The 15210-nt window shown below is 72.7% G+C and carries 15 protein-coding genes; 4 read left to right on the forward strand and 11 right to left on the reverse strand.

What is annotated here, in order from left to right:
• Positions 1-83: 83 nt before the first annotated feature.
• On the reverse strand, positions 84-1013 hold the full coding sequence (locus J3A75_RS00580; protein ID WP_043074922.1) for an AEC family transporter: 930 nt from the start codon (positions 1011-1013) through the stop codon (positions 84-86).
• 94 nt (positions 1014-1107) lie between these two features.
• On the opposite strand from J3A75_RS00580, the gene J3A75_RS00585 reads away from it, so the two are divergent.
• Positions 1108-1929: a class I SAM-dependent methyltransferase gene (locus J3A75_RS00585; RefSeq protein WP_209649623.1), complete on the forward strand. Its 822-nt coding sequence runs from the start codon at positions 1108-1110 to the stop codon at positions 1927-1929.
• Here J3A75_RS00585 and J3A75_RS00590 read toward each other — a convergent pair.
• On the reverse strand, positions 1907-2386 hold the full coding sequence (locus J3A75_RS00590) for a hypothetical protein (protein ID WP_012322002.1): 480 nt from the start codon (positions 2384-2386) through the stop codon (positions 1907-1909). The genes J3A75_RS00585 and J3A75_RS00590 overlap by 23 nt on opposite strands.
• A gap of 92 nt (positions 2387-2478) precedes the next feature.
• Entirely contained in the window at positions 2479-3681 is a 1203-nt protein-coding gene (locus J3A75_RS00595) for a trans-sulfuration enzyme family protein (RefSeq protein ID WP_024828292.1), read from the reverse strand.
• Between the two features lie 95 nt (positions 3682-3776).
• Between J3A75_RS00595 and J3A75_RS00600 the strand changes: the two genes are divergently transcribed.
• Entirely contained in the window at positions 3777-4295 is a 519-nt protein-coding gene (locus J3A75_RS00600) for a TspO/MBR family protein (protein WP_012322004.1), read from the forward strand.
• A gap of 42 nt (positions 4296-4337) precedes the next feature.
• Here the strand turns inward: J3A75_RS00600 and J3A75_RS00605 are convergent, their stop codons facing one another.
• The 4 genes from J3A75_RS00605 to J3A75_RS00620 all read right to left on the reverse strand — a co-directional run bounded on the left by J3A75_RS00605 (position 4338) and on the right by J3A75_RS00620 (position 10135).
• Positions 4338-4865, reverse strand: coding sequence for a phosphate-starvation-inducible PsiE family protein (locus J3A75_RS00605; protein ID WP_012322005.1), 528 nt, complete (start codon positions 4863-4865; stop codon positions 4338-4340).
• A gap of 123 nt (positions 4866-4988) precedes the next feature.
• Entirely contained in the window at positions 4989-5546 is a 558-nt protein-coding gene (locus J3A75_RS00610; protein ID WP_012322006.1) for a DUF4337 domain-containing protein, read from the reverse strand.
• A gap of 149 nt (positions 5547-5695) precedes the next feature.
• Positions 5696-8830, reverse strand: a complete 3135-nt coding sequence (locus J3A75_RS00615; RefSeq protein WP_209649625.1) for an efflux RND transporter permease subunit — start codon at positions 8828-8830, stop codon at positions 5696-5698.
• Positions 8831-8851: 21 nt separating this feature from the next.
• Complete coding sequence (locus J3A75_RS00620; RefSeq protein WP_012322008.1) at positions 8852-10135, reverse strand: efflux RND transporter periplasmic adaptor subunit; 1284 nt, start codon at positions 10133-10135, stop codon at positions 8852-8854.
• A 177-nt stretch (positions 10136-10312) separates the two neighbouring features.
• On the opposite strand from J3A75_RS00620, the gene J3A75_RS00625 reads away from it, so the two are divergent.
• On the forward strand, positions 10313-10495 hold the full coding sequence (locus J3A75_RS00625) for a hypothetical protein (protein ID WP_012322009.1): 183 nt from the start codon (positions 10313-10315) through the stop codon (positions 10493-10495).
• Between the two features lie 77 nt (positions 10496-10572).
• On the opposite strand, the gene J3A75_RS00630 is transcribed toward J3A75_RS00625, so the two are convergent.
• The 4 genes from J3A75_RS00630 to J3A75_RS00645 all read right to left on the reverse strand — a co-directional run bounded on the left by J3A75_RS00630 (position 10573) and on the right by J3A75_RS00645 (position 14115).
• Positions 10573-11607, reverse strand: a complete 1035-nt coding sequence (locus J3A75_RS00630) for a glycosyltransferase (RefSeq protein ID WP_071000433.1) — start codon at positions 11605-11607, stop codon at positions 10573-10575.
• Complete coding sequence (locus tag J3A75_RS00635) at positions 11604-12698, reverse strand: glycosyltransferase (protein ID WP_071000434.1); 1095 nt, start codon at positions 12696-12698, stop codon at positions 11604-11606. Before J3A75_RS00635 ends, J3A75_RS00630 begins: the two co-directional genes overlap by 4 nt.
• 107 nt (positions 12699-12805) lie before the next feature.
• On the reverse strand, positions 12806-13900 hold the full coding sequence (locus J3A75_RS00640) for a glycosyltransferase family 4 protein (RefSeq protein WP_012322012.1): 1095 nt from the start codon (positions 13898-13900) through the stop codon (positions 12806-12808).
• Positions 13897-14115 carry a hypothetical protein gene (locus tag J3A75_RS00645; protein WP_133250894.1) on the reverse strand — a complete coding sequence of 73 codons (219 nt, stop codon included), beginning with the start codon at positions 14113-14115 and terminating at the stop codon, positions 13897-13899. The genes J3A75_RS00640 and J3A75_RS00645 overlap by 4 nt, the downstream gene beginning before the upstream one ends.
• A 114-nt stretch (positions 14116-14229) precedes the next feature.
• Between J3A75_RS00645 and J3A75_RS00650 the strand changes: the two genes are divergently transcribed.
• On the forward strand, positions 14230-15210 hold the full coding sequence (locus J3A75_RS00650; protein WP_209649627.1) for an SPFH domain-containing protein: 981 nt from the start codon (positions 14230-14232) through the stop codon (positions 15208-15210).

Raw genomic sequence — 15210 nt, forward strand, 5'->3', positions numbered from 1 at the left:
TCCTCGCGGCCCGCGCGCTTGGCCCTACCCTAGACCCGCGCGGCGCCCGGTCCAACGCGCGCGGTGACGCCGGGGCGTTGCCGTCACGCCCGGCCGAGGAGCGTGAGCCAGGCCAGCGTGGTGAGCGGCGCCAGGAGGGTCGAGACCAGGACCGAGGCCGCGACCATGCCGGTCTCGGTCCGGTAGCGCGCCGCCAGCAGGTAGGCGTTGATCCCCACCGGCATGGCGGCAAACAGGGTGGCGACGCCCGCGTAGGCGGCCGGCATGGCGAAGACGTGGAAGGCCAGGACCCAGACCGCGAGCGGGTGGAGGAGATTCTTCAGGAGCGCGATCACCAGGGCACCCTTGAGGTCGAACAGTACCCGGTAGCGCTTCAGGCCGGCGCCGAGCGCCACCAGCGCGCAGGTGGAGGCGGTGCCCGCGAAGGCGTCGATCAGCGACCGGGCGATGCCGGCCGGCGCGAGGCCGAGGGCCTTCATGGCCATGCCGATCAGCAGCGCCACGAAGATCGGGTTGCGCAGGAGCACCAGGGCGAGACCGCGGATCCGCGCCAGGACCGGCAGGCCGGAATCGGACTCGATCAGGAAGGTGGCGCTGCCCATCATGAGCGGCAGGTGGACGGCGAGCAGCATGAACAGCGGGAAGGCACCCTCCTCGCCGTAGGCCTGGAGGATCATCGGGACGCCCACGAACACCGTGTTCGACTGGCTCGCCGCGAAGCCGTGGAGGATCGCGCCGCGCCGCTCGATCCCGGCGCGCCGCCGGGCAATCAGCGTGCCGACGAACCACGAGATCGCCGCGCCGCCGAAATACGCGACCCAGTAGGACCACGCGACGGTCCCGCTCATCCCGGGCTTGGTCAGCGTGGCGATGATCAGCGCCGGGACCGCGACGGCGAAGACGTATTCCGACAGCCCGTCGCTGACCTTGTCGGAGAGGAGCCCCGCGAGGGCGGCCGCCCAGCCGATCAGGACGATCCCGAAGATCGGGGCGATGATGGCGAGGGCGTTCACGGGGCCGGCGGGAGAAGGGTCTGGTGCGCGGGGGGCGACTCGGCCCATAGCACGCCGTCGCGCCGCGTCGCGCACCGTCGGGAGCTGTGCTGGCATGTCGGACGAGAGGGGATCGGCGATTCACCGCGCCGCCGCGCAGGGCTACGGTGCCGAGGCGGACACCTACGTGACGGGCCGCCCCGATTATCCGGCGGCCGTGACCGGCTGGCTCGCGGCGGATCTCGGTCTCGGGCCGGGGCGGCGGGTGCTCGACCTGGGCTCGGGCACCGGCAAGTTCCTGCCCACCCTGCGCACGACCGGAGCCTCCGTCGTCGCGGTGGAGCCCGTCGACGCCATGCGCGCGCGGATCGCGGGCGCGCATCCGGAGGTCGAGGCCCTCACCGGGACCGCGGAGGCGATCCCGCTGGACTCGGCGAGCCTCGACGCGGTGGTCTGCGCCCAGTCCTTCCACTGGTTCGCCACGGCCGCCGCGCTCACCGAGATCGCCCGGGTGCTGCGTCCCGGCGGCCGGCTCGGGCTGATCTGGAACGTGCGCGACGAGACCGTGCCCTGGGTCGCCGCCCTGTCGCGGATCACCGATCCGCACGAGGGCGGCGCGCCGCGCTACCGCACCGGCGCGTGGCGGGCCCCGTTTCCCGCGCCGGATTTCGGGCCGCTGCGCGAGCGGCACTGGCGGCACGCGCACAGCGGCACGCCCGAGGCCGTGATCCTCGACCGCACGCTCTCGGTCAGCTTCATCGCGGCGCTTCCCAGCGCCGAGCGCGCCCGCGTCGCCGCGGCGGTGCGGGCCCTCATCGCCGACACGCCCGAACTCGCCGGCCGAGCGACGCTCGACTTCCCCTACGTGACGACGGCCTACAGCAGCGTGCGCGCCGGACGGCGTCGAGGTCGGCCTACTTGTTCTCCAGCACCTTGATCGGATCCGTGCGCTGGCTCGCGGGCGGCTCCTTGGTCAGATTGGCGCCGCCCTCCCGCTGCACCTTGACGTCCTGCGGCGCGCCCGGCCCGCCGACGGCGCGGCCGCCCTCGGTGCTCTGCGTCGGCACGGTGCCGGAGGCGAGTTCCAGACAGGTCACCATCTCGACGTAGGATGGGAAGCCGCCCGCCTTGAACTGGTTCTGGCACTGGCGCTTGGCGGCGGGCGTGTAGCTGCTCCAGTGCCGCTCGGCCTCCTTCTTGGCGTCGCGCTCGGAGCGGATGCAGCCGTCGTAATTCGCCTTGTCGCTGATGGTCGTGTTCGTGACCTGGGCCGACTGGCAGGTGCGCTCGACGTCGAGATCGGGCACCGCGTCGGCCCGGGCGGAGGCCGACGCGAGCGCCAGGGTGAGCAGCGCGAAGGTGCCGGGGACCATCGTGCGGAAACGGGTCGTCATGTCGTCAGACTCGCGATCTGTGGCGGTTCGCGCCGCCGGAACTGCCGGCACAACGCGCCAGGAACCCGTTCGGCACCAAGCGCCCGCGACGATCACCCCGGGTGGGCGCCGCGCAGGGCCTGATCGAGATCGCCGTACAGGTCGTCCGCGTCCTCGATGCCGGCGGACAGGCGCAGCAGGTCCGGCGGGCAGGGACTGCCCGGGCCTTCCACCGAGGCGCGGTGCTCGATGAGGCTCTCGACGCCGCCGAGCGAGGTCGCCCGCTTCCAGAGCCGCACCCGCGCCGCCGTGGCGATGGCGCCGGCCTCGCCGCCGGCCACCCGGATCGACAGCATGAAGCCGAACCCGTCCCGCATCTGCCGGCAGGCGACCGCGTGGCCGGGATCGTCCGGGAGACCCGGGTAGAGGACGCGGGTCACGTGGGGGTGTCCGCTCAGGCGCCCGGCGAGGCGCAGGGCGCCCGCCGCCTGCGCGGCCGCCCGGAGATGCAGGGTCCGGAGCGAGCGCATCAGCAGGTAGGCCTCGAAGGGCCCGAGGATGCCGCCGCTGCCGGCGCGGATCCCCCGGATCCGCTCCCAGAACGCGTCGGCCCGCGCGCCCGCCAGCACGCCCGCCACCACGTCGGAATGGCCGTTGAGGATCTTGGTGGCCGAGTGCATCACGATGTCGGCGCCGAGTTCCAGGGGCCGGGTGTGGACCGGCGAGGCGGCCGTGGAATCCACGGCGAGCCGCGCCCCCGCCGCGTGGGCGATCTCGGCCGCCGCGGCGATGTCGGTGACCGTCCAGAGCGGGTTGCCGGGTGTCTCGATCCAGACGAGCTTGGTCCGGCCGGGCTCGATCGCGGCGCGCAGGGCGTCCGGATCGTCCGTGTCCGCGAAGGTCAGTGTGAGGCCGCGCCGGGGCGCCTCCTCGCGCAGCCAGCGCTTCAGCGCCCAGTACATGACCGTGCCGGCGACCACGTGGTCGCCGGGCTCCAGCGCGCCGAACACCGCGGTCGCCGCCGCCATCCCGGAGCCGAACAGCAGCGCGCCGGCGCCGGCGCCCTCCAGCATCGCCAGGACCGACTCCGCCTCGCGCACCGTGGCGTTGTCGGGCCGCGCGTAGCTGTAGCCGGAGCTGTAGCCGTTGTCGGGATCGCGGATGAAGGTGGTGGCGACGTGGAGCGGCATGACCACCGCCCGCGTCTCCGGCTCGATCCGGCCCATGGCCTGGGCCGCGAGGCTCCGGCGCGTGAAGTCCGGCTCGGCGTCGCTCCGGGTATCCGACCGACCCTGCGGCGCGTAAGGCTGTGACATCTGGCGATTCTCGGCGGATGGAGACGGGCGCGTGCCACGGCGCGTGGCCCCCGGCAAGCCGCGCCACACGCCGCGCCCGGTGGAGACCGACGATCATGACCGCCGCCACACACGTCCCCGGAGGATCGCCCCTGCCGCGCTGGCTGCGCCTCGCCGCCGCGATCCTGCCGGTGGCGGCCACCGCGGCCGTCGGCTCGATGGCGACCCAAGCCGAGATCCCGGGCTGGTACGCGAGCCTGAACAAGCCGGCCTTCAACCCGCCGAACTGGGTGTTCCCGGTCGCCTGGACGATCCTCTACACGATGATCGCGGTCTCCCTCTGGCGGCTGCTCGGCGCCATGCCGCGCACCGGGCCGAGCCGCGAGGGCTGGTGGCTCGCCCTCGCGGCGTTCCTGGTGCAGATCGCCCTCAACGCCGCCTGGACCCCGGTCTTCTTCACCGCGCACGCGATCGGCGCCGGGCTAATCGTCGTCGCGATGCTGCTGGTGATGGTGCTCTGGACGATCCGGCTGACCTGGCGCTTCGACCGGCTCGCGGCCTGGCTCCTCGTCCCCTACGCGGCCTGGGTCGCGTTCGCGACGCTCCTCAACGCCGCGATCCTGCGGATGAACTGACCGCCCATCCCGCCGGCGCCCGACCGCGCGCCGGCACGGCTGTCAGGACACGTGTTCGGGCTTCTCCTCGCCCGCGGGCCTGCCATCGTCGCGGGCGCGGTGCAGCAGGAAGATCGCGAACACCATCGTGAGGATCAGGCCCGCCAGCACGCCGAGCTCGATCATCGAGGCCTGGAACAGCGCCTGCTTCTCCGGCGACCAGTCCTTGGCGTGCATGATCTCCGACGATTGCAGGGTGATGACCAGCACCCGCCGGATCGAGGCGATCAGCCCGACGATCAGGAACGGCTCGCAGGTCAGCGTCCCCGACCGCATCGAGACCCGCACCGTGTGCAGGATCTCGATCAGCATCAGCAGGAAGAGGAGCCGGTCGATCACCTCCAGGATCTGCTGCGCGCCGCCAAGCGCCCGCATCGCCTCCCAAGTCATGCCGGCGGCCTCGATCAGCGCCACGAGGGCGGTGAGCGCCAACAGGATGCCGAGCGCCGCGTAGATGGCGTGCTCGGTGTGCAGGAAGATCGCGCTGGCGATCTTCGTCAGGCGGCCCTGATCTTCTGAGTGTTCGGACATCATTCCCCCCTGGAATGTGCCGAGACGATCAGCTTCCGAACCGCGCGTCCAGCCCGGCGGCGCGCGGGTTCAATCGATCGGGAACGGGAGTGGCGTTACGTCGCTGCCGGTGGCCGACGCCGATCAGTGGAAGAACGGCAGGGCGTGCGGCGCGAGGTAGCCGAAGCCGAGCAGCGCCGCCCCGGCGAGGCCCAGGAATCCGCCGGCGAAGACCAACAGGCTGATCCCGGTGATCACCTCGGCCGACGCCAGCACGATGCCGATCTGGAAGGCCGCCGAAGCCAATTCGTAATGGTGGTAGCGCAGCAGCGCGAGGTCGCGCCGGCCCTCGGACGCGCGGGCCTTCTCGGACAGTTCCTTGCGGCCCTCGCCGGTCGACGGCTCGGAATCCCAGCGCGCCAGGGTCTTGGACCACTCGGCGCGCTTGGCGGCGATCGCGTCCTGGTTCGGCCCCGGGGGCACCAGCGCCAGGGCCTCGTCGGCGGTCTTGAGCACCGTCGCGCGGATCGTGCGGGCCTGGAAATAGGCCCACTGGTTCGCGGCCTCGACGTTGGCGCCGATCGAATCCGTCTGGGACGCCTTGCCCAGCGTCTCGCTGAACGCGAGGAACAGCGCCAGCACCGAGATCAGCAGCGCCACGCGCTTGTTCGACCCCTCGATCGCCCCGTGACCACCCGACATCGTCTCGCTCGTCTCCGTTGATTCGGCGGGGCCGAGTCACAGCCCATCGCGGCGCGCGACGCAATGCGCCGCCGGTCGACAGGGGCCCGGATCCGGGTTCCCGCGCGGCGCTCCTCCGGGACAGCGTGCGCGTCCCGCGCTGAACCGCTCTACTCCGCGGCGATCCGTGGCGGCGGGTGCCCGTCGTTGGCCGGATGGGCCGGATCGTAGACGGGGGCATCCTCCGGATCGTCGCGCTCGCCCACGAAGCGGCCGAACAGCCGCGTCAGCAGGCGGGACAGGTCGTCCATCAGCACGAAGATCGCCGGCACAAAGACGAGCGACAGCACCGTCGAGACGATCAGCCCGCCGATCACCGCCACCGCCATGGGCGCGCGGAACTCGCCGCCGATCCCGTAGGCCATCGCGGACGGGACCATGCCGGCCGCCATGGCGATCGTGGTCATGACGATCGGCCGGGCGCGCTTGCGGCCGGCATCGACGATCGCGACGTTCCGGTCGACGCCGGCCCGGATCTGCTCGACGGCGAAATCCACCAGCATGATGGCGTTCTTGGTCACGACGCCCATCAGCATCAGGATGCCGATCACCACCGGCATCGAGATCGGCATGTGGCAGATCAGCAGTGCCAGGATCGCGCCGCCGATGGAGAGCGGCAGCGAGAACAGGATGGTCAGCGGCTGCAGGAAGTTGCCGAACAGCAGGATCAGCACGCCGAACACCATCATCAGGCCGGCGCCCATGGCCAGCGCGAAGCCCTCGAAGACCTCGCCCATCACCTCGGCGTCGCCGGTCTGGCTGATCGTGACCCCGGGCGGCAGGTTCTTGGCGGTCGGCAGGTTCATCACCTGGGCGATCAGCTCGGCCAGCGCGTCGCTGCCCTGCATGTCGCCCTCCAGGGCGACGCGCACGGCGCGGTCGTAGCGGTCGATGCCGGTCGGGCCCTGGCCCAGACTGATGTCGGCCACCGTCGCGAGCGGCACGGCCGTCCCGCCCTTCACCGGCACCTTCAGAGTCTCGAGGTCGGAGAGCCGCCCGCGCACGCTCTCGGGGAGCTGCACGCGGATCGGGATCTGCCGGTCGTTGGCGTTGAACTTGGCGAGGTTCATGCCGATGTCGCCGATCGTCCCGACCCGCACGGTCTCGGCGATGGTGTCGGTGCTGACGCCGAGATCGGCCGCCACGGCGGGCTTCGGCCGGATCCGGACCTCGGTCCGGTCGAGGGGCGCCGTCGACATGACGTTGACGAGGTGCGGGACCTGCTGGGCCTCGCGCTGGAGCTTTGCGGCGACCTCGGCCACCACCGCCTTGTCGGGACCGGCGATGATCAGCGCGAGGTCGCGCTGGCCGCCCTCGCGCAGCGCCCAGAAGCGCAGGTCCGGCTCCTCCCGCAGGATCGCCGCGACCTCGGCGTCGAGCTGCTTCTGGGTCCTGTGGCGGGTGTTCTTCGGGACGAGGTTGATGGTGAGGCTCGCGAGCCGCACCTCCTTCTTCGCCGGAAGCTGGCGGCCGCCGTCCACGAACACGCTCTTCACCTCGGGCAGCGCGCGGATCTTCTCCTCGATGCGGTCCGTGACCCGGACCGTGTCGGCGAGGCGGGCTCCCGGCGGCAGCTCGACCACGAACAGGGTGCGGGCCTGGTCCTCCGCCGGCAGGAAGCCCGCGGGCAGCAGGCCCGTGGAGGCGATCGAGGCGGCGAAGCACGCGATGCCGAGCACCAGCGTGATGAACTTGTGCCGGACCGACCACGCCACCAGGCGGGTGTAGCCGCGCATCACGAGGCCGTCCCGCTCGTGGTCCGGCCCGTGATCGCGCAGGAAGTAGGCCGCGAGCAGCGGCGTGATCAGGCGCGCCACGAGCAGCGACATGAACACCGCCGCCGCGATCGTCAGGCCGAACTGCTTGAAGTACTGGCCGGCGATGCCGCCCATGAACGACACCGGCGAGAAGATCGCGATGATCGTCGCCGTGATGGCGATGACCGCGAGGCCGATCTCGTCCGCGGCCTCCAGGGCGGCGCGGTAGGGCGATTTCCCCATCCGCATGTGCCGGACGATGTTCTCGATCTCGACGATCGCGTCGTCCACCAGGATGCCGGTGACCAGCGTGATCGCCAGGAGGCTGACGGCGTTGAGCGAGAAGCCCAGCGCGCTCATCACCCAGAAGGTCGGCAGCACCGAGAGGGGCAGCGCCACCGCGGCGATCAGGGTCGCGCGCCAGTCCCGCAGGAACAGCAGCACCACCACGACGGCGAGGATGGCGCCCTCGATCAGGCCCATCATGGCGGAGTGGTAGTTGCCGATCGTGTTGTCGACGCTGGTGTCGATCAGGTCGAACCGCACGTTGGGGTTGGCCGCGTGGAGCGCCGCGATCTTCTTGGCGACGCCCACCGACACGTCCGCGTCGCTGGCGCCGTTGGCGCGGGAGATCGCGAAGGCGACCACCGGCTCGCCGTTGAAGCGCGCGAAGGTGCGGGGCTCCTCGGCGGTGTCCGACAGGGTCGCGAGCTCGTCGAGGCGGACCTTGCGGTTGCCCGGCACCACGATGGAGGTCTTTGCCAGCGTCTCGAGGCTCGCCGAGGCGGCGAGCGCCCGGATCGACTGCTCCTGGCCGCCGACCTCGGCGCGGCCGCCCGCCATGTCGGCCGAGGTCAGGCGCAGCTGCCGGTTCACGTCAGCGGCGGTGATGCCGAGCGCGAGCAGGCGGTCGGGCTTCAAGGTGACGCGGATCTCGCGGGCGACGCCGCCGAGCCGCTCGACGCCGCCGACGCCCTTCACGCTCTGCAGGCCGCGGGCGACGACGTCGTCCACGAACCACGACAGGTCCTCGGGCGTCATGGCGGGCGCGGAGGCGCCGTAGACCATGATGGGCAGGCCGGCGATCTCCACGCGCGAGACGATCGGCTCGTCGATCGTCCGCGGCAGGTTCTGCCGGATCTTGGCGATGGCGTCCTTGACGTCGTTGGTCGCCCGATCCTGGTTCACCTCCAGGCGGAACTCGATCGTGGTGGTGGAGGTGCCCTCCGTGATCGTCGAGAGGATGTGCTTGACGCCCTTCACGCCGGCGACCGAGTCCTCGACCCACTTGGTGACCTGGGTCTGAAGCTCCGCGGGCGCGGCACCCGACTGGGTGATCGTCACCGACACGATCGGGATGTCGATGTTGGGGAACCGGGTGATCGGCAGCGAGCGGAAGCTCACCAGCCCGAGGATCATCAGGACCAGGAACAGGACCACCGAGGGCAGGGGTTTGCGGATCGCCCAGGCGGAGACGTTGAGGCGCATGGCCGGATCCTTCGACTCGTCCTACCGCGGCGCCGCGTCGGCGATCGGCGTGCTGGTGGCGGCCGGGACGGGGCGCACGCGGTCGCCGTCGCGCAGGAAGCTTCCGGCGCGGGCCACGACGCTCTCGCCGGCCGCGACGCCGGAGCGGAGTTCCGTGAAGCCGTCGGCGGAGAGGCCCGTGGTCACGGGCCGCGCCTCGACGCGCCCGTCCCTCGCCACGAGCACGCTGGCGCGGCCGTCGGCCGCGTAGAGCAGGCTGGAGACCGGGACGGCGACGCCGGTGCGGCGCGCGATCTCCACGCTGCCGCGCGCGAAGGCGCCGATGCGCAGGGCCGGATCATCGCCGAGGCGGATGCGCACCTTGCCGAGCCGCGTCGCCCGGTCGACCTCCGGGTAGACCCGGCGCACCTTGCCGGCGAGGCGGCGACCGTCATCGAGGTCGAGGCTCGCCGGATTGCCGACGTGGATGCGCGCCAGCGACGTCTCGGGCACCTCGCCCTCCAATTCGATCTCGCCCCGGGCGATCAGCCGGAACAGCGGCTCGCCCGCCGCCGTGGCGGTGGCGCCGATCCGGGCGGTGCGGCGGTTGACGATCCCGGCTTCGGGGGCGCGGATGTCGGTGCGGGCGCGCCGCAGGGCGATCTCGGCCCCGGCGGCCCGCGCCGTGGCGAGGTCGGCCTGGGCCGATTGCAGGCCGCCCCTGGCGGCGGCGAGGCGGCCTTCCGCCCCCTGCGCCGCCGAGACGCGCTGTTCCAGCACGGCCGCGGTGGCGTTGCCGGTCTTGGCGAGCGCCTGGGCCCGCTCGAGCGCCTGCTTGGCCTCCAGGTTGGCGGCCTCCGCCTGGACGATCTGGCTCCGGGCCTGGACGATGGCCGCCTCGGCGCGGGCGATCGCCGCCGCGTTCGAGGCCTCCTGGGTGACGATCATCTCCAGCGACAGCTTGGCGAGAACCTGTCCCTTGGTGACGCGGTCACCCTCCTCGACGAGGAGATCGGTGATGCGCAGACCCTCGACCTCGGGGGAAACGAGGATCTCGTCCCGGGGGACCAGCGTGCCGGTGACGACGGCCCGCTCGACGATCTCGCGGCTCTCGGCCGGCACGACCGTGACCGCGGGCGCGATGGCGGCGGCGTCGGGAACGGCGGCGGTCTCGACCGCCCGGGCCGGCGCCGCCGCGAGCATCGCGAGCCCGCACAGGAGACTGAGGCGAGACGCGCGCCAACGGACGGAGTTCACGGCGGGGACCTCGCAGTCGGCGCTGGACGGGTATTGCCTCTCCCTCGCTGGGCAGGTCGGCGTTTTCATGGCGAGCCATCCTGGACGGTGCCGAGCATAGCGCCGTCGCGCGAGGCCGTCGCCGGGCCTCGCGCCGCAGGTCATCGTGGCGGCCGGAGCGCGGCGGTTTAGATCGATCCAGCTGCAACCCGCCACGAATAGCGACGTTAATAGATCGATGGTCTTCTCGGGACCGGGGAGGGATCGATGAGCATTTTCCAGATTAGACAGAAAAAGAGCGGCGCGGTGCTCTGGACTGGCGCGGCTGCCGATGAGCAGACGGCCCTCGACGCTATGGCGCGCGAGGCGGGATATCGCGATTTCTCGTCCCTGCCGGACGCGATCCGCGCCGACGGGATCGAGGCGGCGAAGCTCGACCTGATCTCCTGATCTCGGACTGCGCTACCCGCGCCGGAGCGGATCCCGCTTCGGCGCTGCCGACGTTCGGATCTTCGCTGGCCGACCGATCAGAGGCGCCGCACTAGGTCGTCGATCGTCGCGGCGCAGGTCCGGACCGCGTCCGGATCGTGCAGGCCGCCGATAAACGCGGGGTCGAGGGCGAGGCCCGCCGCGATCAGGCCCGGCCACGCCGCGGGCGAGGGCCAGCCGGGATGCACGATCGCGGCCCCGAGCCGGGCCAGCGCCTCGGCCTTCTCGGTCTGCTCGCCATAGGCCCGCTCCTCCGGCAGGCAGAGGAAGCGTTTCCGCTGCGCGGCGGCCAGGGCAACGACGCCGTCGCCGCCGCCGCCCACCAGCAAAGCCGCCCGCGCGACCCGCGCCTCGACGTCGGGGACCCAGCCGTGCAGGTGCAGGTTGTCTGGCACGGGGCCCGAGCCCGAGACCGGTCCCAGGACGTGCCACGGCCGGTCCGGTACCGCCCGCGCCGCCGCGGCGAGCTCCGCGAGGCTGCCGCCCGCGCCGCCCCGGCCGAACACCACCACGATCTCGCGCCCCGATTCGGTCGGGGCCTGCGCCGGCGCGCCGAGGAACCCCGCGTAGAGCGTCTTGGCCCGGACCCAGTCCGGCACGGCCGCGCCGTCGAGCGCGGCGGGGAACGGGGCGAGCAGCCGCGTTGCGCTGCGGAAGGCTTCCAGATGCGGCCGGTCGGTCCGTGTCCCCGCGAGGCGCACCACCAGGGTCGGCACCGACAGGAGACGCGCCAGGATCGCCACCTCCACCGAGACGTCGACGACCAGGAGGGCCGGGTCGGCCCGCTCCGCCCAGGCGGCGATGCGCGCCATCCGCGCGCGGACCCCCGGATGGTCGAGCGGCGCGTAGTGCAGGGCCTCGGGCCGCTCGATGGCGCCGTCCCGGCCGTCGAAGGCCGCGTCGCCGAGGGGGCGGTCGTCGGGCAGGTCGACGATGTCGAGGCCTGCGGTGTCGAACCCGGCAAGGGTGCCGAGGACGGTGCAGGGCCGGTTCAGGGCGCCCGCGACCGCCCGGGCCCGCTGGAGATGGCCGGCGCCCTGGTGGTGGACGTACCAGCCGATGCCGCGGGTCACGCGGCGTCCCTCAGGGACAGGGCGAGGGCGTCGAGATCGGCGACCGCCAGATCGAGGGCGCATTCCCGCGCGGGCGGGCTGCGCGACTCGAGGATCCGGTCGGCCCGCTCCACGAAGGCGATGTCGTTCGGGCAGGCCCCGACGGCGGCGAGATCCTCCGCGTCGAGCCCGAGCCGCGCGCAGGCCGCGGCGCGGGCCTGGGGGTCGAGGTGGAAGGCCCGGCGCAGGGCCGCGCGGCGCAGGATCAGCGCCTGCCAGTGGGCCGCCTCCGGCAGCAGGTAGGCCTCTCCGTCGAGGACGCGGGTCCGGCGGAGCATCTCGGTGGCCATGCCGCCCGAGACCCGTCCCTGATGGCGGGACGAGACCAGGACCTGCACGTCCGGGCAGTGGCGCAGGCGCGCACCGTTGGCGCGCAGCAGCCCGACGAGGGCGTTGTCCTCGCCGCAGGGCAGCGCCGGCAGTCCGCCCACAGCCCGGTACAGGATCGCGGGAACGGCGAGGCTCGCGCCGGTATGGTCGCCGTGGCGGGGGGGCGGGTCGTAGGGCGGCGGGTCGAGCAGGTCCTCCAGGCGGCGGACGCCGGACCAGTAGCGCTCGATGCGTGCGTGCAGGTCTGCGAGGGCGGGGTCCGGGGTGCCGTCGTCGTCGATCACCAGCCGGCCGCCCACGATGTCCGCGGCCTCCAGCGCGCGGAGATTGGCCGCCACCCACTCGGCCGGCAGGCGGGCATCCGCGTCGGTGGTGAGAAGGATGCCGTCCGGCTCACCGTCGGCCTCCAGCCAGTCGGCACCGGCATCGAGCGCCATCCGCCGGGCCGTGCCGACATGGGCGTCCGCGCCGACGAGGTCGACCGCGATCAGCCGGAGGGTCAGCGTCGCGAGGATGCCCGAGGCCTCGACGTCCCGCACCGCCTGGACGGTCCCGTCCGTGCAATTGTTGGCCAGCACCACGACGCGCAGCGGCGCCCGCGCCGAGACGCCGTTCTGCGCCGCCAGGGAGGCGAGCAGGCGGGGCAGGCGCTCGGCCTCGTTCCGGGCGGGAATGCAGACGACGCAGGGCGGTGGGGCCGGGTGATCGGCGTCGGTGGTCATGACAGGTCTCCCGTGGCACCCTCGTGCGCCGCGGAGGTCGAGGGCGGCCCGTCATGCCGCCGGGCTCCGGGCTCGGGTGCGAATTGCGGCGCGCGGATCCGCGCCGTTCAGCCGCGTCCTCCGGCGACGCGCAGGGCCGGCCGCGCCCGCTCGGCGCAGCGCGCGATCACGGCGTCGTAGGCTTCCAGATAGCGCCCGGTCATGGCGGCGGCGTCGTAGAGCGCCTCGGCGCGGTCGCGGCAGGCCCGGCGCGACAGGCCGGCGGCTTCCCGGATCGCCACCGAGAGATCCTGCGGATCGTCCGGGCGCCCGAGGCGGCCGCAGGACGCGTCCAGGATGTCGGGCATGGCGCCGCGGCGGAAGGCTGCCACCGGGGTGCCGCAGGCGAGCGCCTCCGCCACGACGAGGCCGAAGGGCTCCTCCCAGCGCGGCGAGACGATCGCCACGCGGGCCCGGCCGAGATGGTGGGCGAGGTCCCGGTGGGAGAGATGACCGAGATGCGTCAGGTCCGGACCGAGGCGCGGGGCGATCTCGGCGGCCCAGTAGCCGGGATTGAGCTTGGGACCCGCGAAGGTCAGCGGCAGCCCGGCGGCCCGGGCCGCGTCGATCGCGAGGTGCAGCCCCTTCTCGGGCACGATCCGGCCCGACCAGAAGGCGAAGGGCGGATCGTCGGCAGCGTGTGAGAACGCGAAGGTCGAGAGGTCCACCCCGTTGTCGACCACCTGGGCGCCGGGCACGAGATGCGCCCATTCCTGCGCCAGGGACGGCGAGACCGCCAGGAAGGCCATGTCGGGATCGGCCTGGACCACGCCGCTGACCAGGGACTCGAAGGGCGGCGTGTGCAGCACGGTCACCCAGGGCAGGCCTAGCCGGGCGCTCTCGCGCAGCGGCAGCGCGTGCAGGGAATTGTTGTGGACGAGATCGAAGCCGCCGGCCGCGACCATCTCCATCATGCGCCGGTAGGCGTCCTCCTCGGTGCGGTCGATCACCTCCTCGCGCTCGGGATCGAGGAGCGCGTCCCCGGTCGGATCGCAGAGCGTCACGGGATCGAGCGCCGGGTCCGACCCGCGGCTGGCGAACAGCGTGACGTCGTGCCCGTGCCGCTTCAGCGCGACGGTCAGGAGGTGCGTGTGCATCTCCAGGCCGCCGGCATAGGGCTGGCCGATCGGGTATTTCAGATGTGCGAGGACAGCGATCTTCACGCGCGCACCGAGTCCGGTTGGGTGGGGATTTCTGCCGCCCGCAGCGGCGTGAAAGGACTTCTTTCCGCGGCGAGGGTGGCGGGGATCATGCCGAATGTTTCTTCAACAAGCGTTGCTTCGACGGGGTCTGAGCGACGACGAACGCGACGCTTCCCGGCTTCGTAAGCGCGGCGGCCTGAACCATTGATGATCGAGATGAGCGGGTGGCCGTTCACGCCGCGGCGCGGCACGCCCCCGGGCGCCCCTGAGGCCCGCGGTCGCGGAGCCCGGGGCGGCCTGTTAGGCTGCGGGGCCGCGCCGGCCGTGGCGTCGGCAGGGGAGGGGTGTCGATGGGGCTTCCGTTCGGGCTCAGCGTGTTCGCCGTGGGCGTGGCGGCGATGGCGATCGTCACCCTGGCCGCGGGCGTGAAGATCGTGCCCCAGGGCTACGTCTACACGGTGGAGCGCTTCGGCCGCTACGCCCGCAGCCTCGACGCCGGACTCGGGCTGATCACGCCCTTCGTCGAGCGCGTCGGCCGCAAGGTCAACGTGATGGAGCAGGTCATCGACGTGCCGAGCCAGCAGGCCTTCACCCGCGACAATGCCGGCGTCACCATCGACGCGGTCGTGTTCTACCAGGTCCTCGACGCGGCGCGCGCATCCTACGAGGTCTCGAGCCTCGACCTCGCCGCCACGACGCTGACCATGACCAATATCCGCACCGTGGTCGGCTCGATGGATCTCGACCAGCTCCTCGCCCACCGCGACGAGATCAACGAGCGCCTGCTCCGGGTGATGGACGCGGCGGCCTCGCCCTGGGGCGTCAAGATCAACCGGATCGAGATCAAGGACATCGTGCTCCCGGCCGATCTCGCCGGGGCGATGGCCCGGCAGATGAAGGCCGAGCGCGAGAAGCGCGCCTCGATCCTGGAGGCGGAAGGGCAGCGCGCCGCCGAGATCCTGCGGGCCGAGGGGCGCAAGCAGTCGGCGATCCTGGAGGCGGAGGGCCGGCGCGAGGCCGCCTTCCGCGACGCGGAGGCGCGGGAGCGCTCCGCCGAGGCCGAGGCGACGGCGACCGGCATGGTCAGCCGGGCGATCGCCGAGGGCGACATCGCGGCGGCGAACTTCCTCGTGGCCGAGAAGTACGTCGACGCCGTGCGGGCGATCGCCACCGCGCCGAACCAGCGGGTCGTGGTGGTGCCGATCGAGGCGGCGGCGCTCGCCGGCACCCTCGGCGGCATCGGTGAACTCACCCGCTCGGTCTTCGGCGACGGCGCCGCCGCGCCCCGGCGCACCGGGACCCCGCCGAACGTCGCTGCGCCGCGGGCCTGA

It is taken from the genome of Methylobacterium sp. PvP105 (genome assembly GCF_017876975.1).
Classification (GTDB): domain Bacteria; phylum Pseudomonadota; class Alphaproteobacteria; order Rhizobiales; family Beijerinckiaceae; genus Methylobacterium; species Methylobacterium radiotolerans.